Origin of the sequence: Eikenella sp. HMSC061C02, from assembly GCF_001809035.1 — a bacterium.
Lineage (GTDB): Bacteria > Pseudomonadota > Gammaproteobacteria > Burkholderiales > Neisseriaceae > Eikenella > Eikenella corrodens.
In genome coordinates this window covers 161,584-167,583 of record NZ_KV795540.1, presented here as the reverse complement: position 1 = coordinate 167,583, position 6,000 = coordinate 161,584, and the positions used below count along the sequence as shown (strand labels likewise).

Below are 6,000 nucleotides of genomic sequence, written 5' to 3'. Positions count from 1 at the left end.
CACCGACCCGCCGTTCGATATGCAATACCTCTACAGCACCCAGTTGCTCACCCTCGCCGAACAGCAGGGCGCAAAAGTGTTCAACAGCGGGCAGGCCATGCGCGATTTCAACGAAAAACTCGCCATTTTGAATTTTTCCCGATTCACCGCGCCCACCCTCGTTTCCACCCGCGCCGCCGATGTGCGCGCCTTTTTGGCCGAACACGGCGACATCATCGTCAAACCGCTCGACGGCATGGGCGGCATGGGCATTTTCCGCCTCACCGAGCGCGACCCGAACATCGGCAGCATTCTCGAAACCCTGATGCGGCTGGATACGCGCACCATTATGGCGCAACGCTACATCCCCGAAATCGTGCACGGCGACAAACGCATCCTCGTGATTGACGGCGAAGTCGTGCCCTTTGCCCTTGCCCGCATACCGCAGCAGGGCGAAACGCGCGGCAATCTGGCCGCCGGCGGGCGCGGCGTGGCGCAGGAATTGAGCGCGCGCGACCGCGAAATCGCCGAAACCCTCGCCCCAGAGCTGAAACGGCGCGGCATTTTGCTGGCCGGATTGGACGTGATTGGCAGCCATCTAACCGAAGTGAACGTGACCAGCCCCACCGGTTTCCAAGAAATCACCAAACAAAAAGGCTTTGATGTGGCCGCCAAATTCATCGATTCGGTGGAATGGAACGCGTGATAGGCGTTGCTCAATTGAAGCCCGGCTTTCAGGTAGCCTACGGTAGTGATAGAGGCTGCCTGAAAAACGAAGGTTTTTTGTATACAAGTATTTGTATACTGTATACCCACGATTGAAGGCTACCTGAAAATTTCAGGGCGGCAAACCATAGTTTGGCTCCATGCCGAGCTGTATATTTTCAGCGTCGTTGAGCAGGATTGCCCGTTTCCACTTTGTTGCCGAACTTATTTTTCAGGTAGCCCCGCACATCATTCGGAGCACGCCAATATGACCAAACCACTTACATTATTGCTGTCCGGCTTGTTTGCCGCGCTGTGTTGGACGGCGGCGGATATGCTGCTGGTGGGCTTTGTGCAGTCGCCGGAGCAGTATCCATTGTTTTCGCACACACTGGCCTCCGCCTTAGGCGACGATGTGGATTTGGCGGTGCTGATGCTGGCCGGATCGCCGCAGCGGCTGTTTTGGGGCGTGTTGCCCGCCACTTTCAGCCTGCCGTTTTATTTGGCCTCGGCTTTCGGTGTGCGCCGTTTGCTGCGAGGCAAGGCGGCAGGTGCGGTGTTGAGCCTGCTCTCGGCAGGCTATGCACTCTCGCCCTTGGGGCATGCGGGCTTTTATTATATGGGAATCAGTGCGCAAACCCTGCTGCATAGCCCGCCTGAAGCCTATCCGATGTTGCTGGCACAATTTCGGGCATTTCATGCCATGTTGGCGGTACATTGGTTTGCCTCGGTGGGGCTGCTGGCTGCGGGCTGGCTGGTGCTGCTGGTGCAAACCGTGCGCGGACAAACTGTCTTGCCGCGTGCTTCTGTATGGGCAAACCCCTTGCCGGTGGGCGCTGTGGTGGCGGGCGTGTGCAGCCTGTTTCCACAATCGGCCGCAGCGGCCTGCATCGGCGGAGCAACATTCAATATCGCCCAGGCGGTGTTTTTCGCCTTCGCTTGGTATTGCCTTTATTCCAACTACCAACATCAAAAGGAGCATCGATGAAACCCGGCAAACGCGGCCTCGCGCGCCTGATCGCCGCCGCCCAATATTCCCGCGACGGCCTCGCCGCCGCCTACCGCAACGAAGCCGCCTTCCGCCAGCTGGTGTGGCTGCACGCCGTGCTGCTGCCCCTGGTGTTCTGCTTCGATTTTGATACGCCCGTGCGCATGCTGCTGGTGGGCGCATCGCTGCTCTCGCTGATTGTGGAGCTGTTCAACACTGCCATCGAAGCTGTGGTGGACAGGATTTCCGAAGAGCTGCACCCGCTCTCTAAAATCGCCAAAGATGCCGGCTCCGCCGCGCAACTGGTGGCGCTGTTGCTCGTTGGCATTTTTTGGCTGATGGCCTTAAACACCCTGTAGTCCAACCCCGTTTGATAGAAAGGAAAGCATATGAAGCTTAAGCAAATCGTTATCCTCTCCGGCCTGCTCTTGGCCGCAGCCGCCCAGGCAGAAGTGCGCGCCAGCGAGGCTTGGGCGCGGTTTACCGTGCCCGGCATGAATTCCGGCGGCGTGTTTATGCAGCTGGAAAACAGCAGCCCCGCCGACGCGCTGATCGGCGGCAGCAGCCCCGTGGCCGAAAGCGTGGAAATCCACGAACACGTGATGGCCGGCGGCAATATGCGCATGCAGGCCATGCCACAAGGCCTGCCGCTGCCCGCCAACGAACGCACCGAGCTCAAGCCCGGCAGCTACCACGTGATGCTGATCGGCCTCAAACAGCCCCTTACCGCAGGCAGCCGTTTCCCGCTCACGCTGAAATTCCGCCACGCCCCCGAGCAAACCGTGCAGGTGGAAGTGAAAAGCCCGAGTGATGAAGCGGGCGGCGGGCATCACCACCATCATCATCACCATCACACGCACTAGCCGATAAGGTTTCAGGTAGCCTCTTGGTTGGGATGGAGGCTACCTGAAAATAGATTGTGCTGTTTTTCAGAAGAAGGCTGGGGGATTGATGGATAATAAAATTGTCCGGTTTTTAACAGCTTTATTTATGACGGCAATAATTGTTTATGTGGCTGGCCACTTTTTGATCTGGCCAGCAGTAATGCTGATGTTTATGTTCGGTGATGGCATTATCCCTCTGATCATTTTGGGTTCGATTGTGCTGGTGTGTTTGGTATTCGTTGGTGTGTTTAAACTCACGGGCAAATGAGCTGTAGCTTGGGTTAGGCTGCAAGCCGTAACCCAACAATTGGATACTCTTTATATTGGGTTACGCCTGTGGCTAACCCAACCTACTTTTACTACGCCGAAACATCGTTTTACCTGCGTTGCGGCGCACGCTTTCAGGTAGCCTTATATGCCGGATAGAGGCTACCTGAAATCACAACTACCTGATTTAAAATCATGAAAGACAACTTCCAACTCCTCGACGACACCCGGCATATGTTGCAATGGCTTGCCGATGAGCCTTATGCAGAAATCCGACGTAGCATCGAAAGCATTCTGCGCGAACAAGTGGCCGACAGCCGCCTGCTCGATTTTGCCGTTACCTCCCCGCCCGATTGGCTTACCGTCGGCACCCGCTCCGAAAGTCATCCCGAAGCCGTAACCATAAACCGCACCGCCGTGGCCTTTGAGTTTTGCCTGCATGTGTCCGGCGGCGGTCGCACCCACGAACTCCAAGGCGTGTATAGCTGGGCGGCCTGGCATCTGGACGGCAGCGGCGAACCAAACCAGCAAGTCTGGTTCGATATCGGCGGCACGTTGGCCGAATTCGGCAAAGACGGCGCACTGCTTGAGCGGTTGAAACAAGGGGCAGCGGCATGAGCCGGGCGGATAATCGGGTTTGGGTGTTTCAAGGCAGCGGCAGCCGGAATGTGTCGGCTTGCTTCTCCGGTAAAGAAAACGCAGAGCGCTGGATTCGGCAACACGCCCTCAGCGGCCTGCTCACCGCCTATCCGATTGACCAGCCGGTGTATGATTGGGCAGTGCAAAGCCAAATCATCCGACCCACCAAAGACGAGCAACAAACCGCCCAATTCATCCAAAATTTCAGCAGTGCCCATTTGGAGCACTATCACTACGAAGCAGGCAAAGAAGCCTAAAGGCTACCTGAAAACCGAATCTTCAATGCAGTGGAAACGAGCCACGCGAGTTGCGGCAAAGCTCAAATCGATGCCAAACCCATGAATAAAAAACCGCTACTTGCCCTGTTCGGCACCATTCTTCTGCTGCTCGGCGGCTATGTTTTTCTGCGGCACAGCAGCAATCCGCCCGGCAGCCTGCCCAACACAGGCAACAGTGCCGGCCTCAGCCCCAGGCAGCAAAGCCTATTGCAACAGCCCGCCCTGCCGCCGGGCAGCAACATTGTCAAACTCGTTGTGCGCAAAGCCGAGCGTGAAATGGATGCCTACGACGCGCAAGGCAATCTGCTGAAAACCTATCCCATCACACTCGGCTTTAGCCCGGTTGGCCACAAACAATTTGAAGGCGACGGCAAAACCCCTGAAGGCCGCTACACCATCAACGACCGTAATCCCCACAGCAGCCACCATAAAAATCTCGGCGTTTCCTACCCCAACGCCGCCGACCGCGACCATGCCGCCGCACAAGGCAAAAACCCTGGCGGCGACATCAAAATCCACGGCCTGCGCAACGGCTTAGGCCTTATCGGCGCGCAACACCTGCGCCGCGATTAGACCCACGGCTGCATTGCTGTAACCGATGGCGAAATCGACGAACTTTACGCCCACGTCAAACCGCAGGCTGAAATTGAGATTTTGCCTTAGCGGGCAGGGTAGTCCGGCATGGCAAAAGGCTACCTGAAAACGGTAAATCGTGTTTCAGGTAGCCTTTTATGTGATTCAGTTGTTTCTATTCCCGCTTCTGTGCCACTGCCCATTCATACAGCGCCTTTTTATTCGCCCCGCTGATTTCCGCAGCCAGCGCGGCGGCTTTTTTCGGTGGCAGTTCGGCGGCGAGCAGGCTCATGATGTGTCGCGCCTGGTCGTTCAGTTCGTTGGCAGCGGCGGCTTCGGGCGGGTGCAGCACCAGCACCATTTCGCCGCGCGTTTGGTTGGCATCGGCACGCACGGCAGCCAGCACGTCGGCCACACTGCCGCTGATAAAGGTTTCAAATGTCTTGCTAATTTCGCGTGCCAGCACCAAATGCCGGTTGGGCAGGATTTCGGCCATTTGGGTGAGTGCCGCCTCGATGCGGTGCGGCGTTTCAAACATCGCTACGGCATAGGGCACTTCGCGCCAACGCTCAAACCATTGCGCCCGTTCGCCCGCCTTGGGCGGCAGAAAGCCGGCAAAATAAAAATCCGACTGCGTTACCCCGGCCACGCTCAAAGCCGCCATCACCGCGCTGGCTCCGGCCACCGGCACCACCTTGAAGCCCGCTGCCCGCACGCCCGCGGCCAGCCGCGCCCCGGGGTCGCACACGGCAGGCGTGCCCGCATCCGATATCTGCGCCACCACCTGCTCGGCGGCGAGCGCGGTGGTGATGGTGTCGGTCATTTGCCGCTCGTTGTGTTCGCGCACGCTCACGAGCTTGGCGCGGATGCCGTAGGCCGAGAGCAGCTGCTGGCTCACGCGCGTGTCTTCCGCGCACACCAAGTCTGCCCGTTGCAACACTGCCAGCGCGCGCAGTGTGATGTCGGCCAGGTTGCCGATGGGCGTTGCCACCACATACAGCGTTTGCGGCTCAATCTGCGCGGCCGCCTTATCCAATATTTTTTGCCACATGGTCTTCGGGTATGATTGCGTTTGAAATGCCGCAAACTATAGCAAATTAAACTAGCTTCCGATACAAGGCGGGGTAGGCCGTGGCGGAAGCGGAGCTGATTTGCGGTATCGCACGAAAGGAAAACCATGCGCCTCAACCACGCCACCGGCCAAGCTGCCGAAGATACCGCCGCAGGCTACCTGAAAAAACAGGGGTGCCGCATCCTGGCGCTCAACTGGCATTGCCGCTATGGCGAAATCGACATCATCGCCGAGCAGGGCGGGGTGTATTTGTTTGTGGAAGTGCGGCAGCGGCGCAGCCAAAGCTTCGGCGGCGCGGCAGCGAGCATCACTCCGGCCAAACTGGCCAAACTCAGCCGCAGCGCCGAAACCTGGCTCCAGCAAAATGCGCCGAATCAACCTTGCCGTATCGATGCCATCTTGATTGAAAGTGATCAACCGCCGCAGTGGTTGCAGAATATCGGCGGGTATTGAAGCTGGCGGTTGTGGAGCAGACAGGCTAGCTGAAAAAGGATGAGGTTTTTGGCTTGGCTGAAACTTGTGATTGTGTGTTGCGCTTCGCCGAACTAGCGCTGCTTGTTTTGGCCGTATTGCAGCCAATGCTTTCAGCAAATCTCTTCCCGCTTACCTGTTATC

At 57.7% G+C, this 6,000-nt stretch carries 9 protein-coding genes and 1 pseudogene; 9 read left to right on the top strand and 1 reads right to left on the bottom strand.

The features are described from left to right. From gshB to HMPREF2541_RS04250, 8 genes and pseudogenes are all read left to right on the top strand, one after another. A partial coding sequence (gshB, locus tag HMPREF2541_RS04285; RefSeq protein ID WP_070541884.1) for a glutathione synthase occupies nucleotides 1–685 on the top strand: 685 nt, incomplete at its 5' end. 267 nt (nucleotides 686–952) lie between these two features. After that, entirely contained in the window at nucleotides 953–1,672 is a 720-nt protein-coding gene (locus tag HMPREF2541_RS04280; RefSeq protein ID WP_003823335.1) for a hypothetical protein, read from the top strand. Then, complete coding sequence (locus HMPREF2541_RS04275) at nucleotides 1,669–2,031, top strand: diacylglycerol kinase (protein WP_064083931.1); 363 nt, start codon at nucleotides 1,669–1,671, stop codon at nucleotides 2,029–2,031. Before HMPREF2541_RS04280 ends, HMPREF2541_RS04275 begins: the two co-directional genes overlap by 4 nt. A gap of 30 nt (nucleotides 2,032–2,061) precedes the next feature. Then, nucleotides 2,062–2,535 (top strand): copper chaperone PCu(A)C, encoded by a 474-nt coding sequence (locus HMPREF2541_RS04270; protein ID WP_003823333.1) that lies wholly within the window; start codon nucleotides 2,062–2,064, stop codon nucleotides 2,533–2,535. A gap of 88 nt (nucleotides 2,536–2,623) precedes the next feature. Next, complete coding sequence (locus HMPREF2541_RS04265) at nucleotides 2,624–2,824, top strand: hypothetical protein (protein WP_003823332.1); 201 nt, start codon at nucleotides 2,624–2,626, stop codon at nucleotides 2,822–2,824. Between the two features lie 194 nt (nucleotides 2,825–3,018). Next, the gene (locus tag HMPREF2541_RS04260) at nucleotides 3,019–3,441 is read left to right on the top strand and encodes a hypothetical protein (RefSeq protein WP_070541881.1); all 423 of its coding nucleotides are present in this window, start codon (nucleotides 3,019–3,021) and stop codon (nucleotides 3,439–3,441) included. Next, nucleotides 3,438–3,719, top strand: a complete 282-nt coding sequence (locus tag HMPREF2541_RS04255; RefSeq protein WP_003823330.1) for a DUF7710 domain-containing protein — start codon at nucleotides 3,438–3,440, stop codon at nucleotides 3,717–3,719. The genes HMPREF2541_RS04260 and HMPREF2541_RS04255 overlap by 4 nt, the downstream gene beginning before the upstream one ends. A gap of 81 nt (nucleotides 3,720–3,800) precedes the next feature. Further along, a pseudogene (locus HMPREF2541_RS04250) lies at nucleotides 3,801–4,403 on the top strand (murein L,D-transpeptidase family protein). A gap of 85 nt (nucleotides 4,404–4,488) precedes the next feature. Here the strand turns inward: HMPREF2541_RS04250 and rsmI are convergent. Further along, nucleotides 4,489–5,364: a 16S rRNA (cytidine(1402)-2'-O)-methyltransferase gene (gene rsmI, locus HMPREF2541_RS04245; RefSeq protein ID WP_070541878.1), complete on the bottom strand. Its 876-nt coding sequence runs from the start codon at nucleotides 5,362–5,364 to the stop codon at nucleotides 4,489–4,491. Nucleotides 5,365–5,490: 126 nt separating this feature from the next. Between rsmI and HMPREF2541_RS04240 the strand changes: the two genes are divergently transcribed. Next, the gene (locus tag HMPREF2541_RS04240; protein WP_070541875.1) at nucleotides 5,491–5,838 is read left to right on the top strand and encodes a YraN family protein; all 348 of its coding nucleotides are present in this window, start codon (nucleotides 5,491–5,493) and stop codon (nucleotides 5,836–5,838) included. The last annotated feature ends 162 nt before the right edge of the window (nucleotides 5,839–6,000 follow it).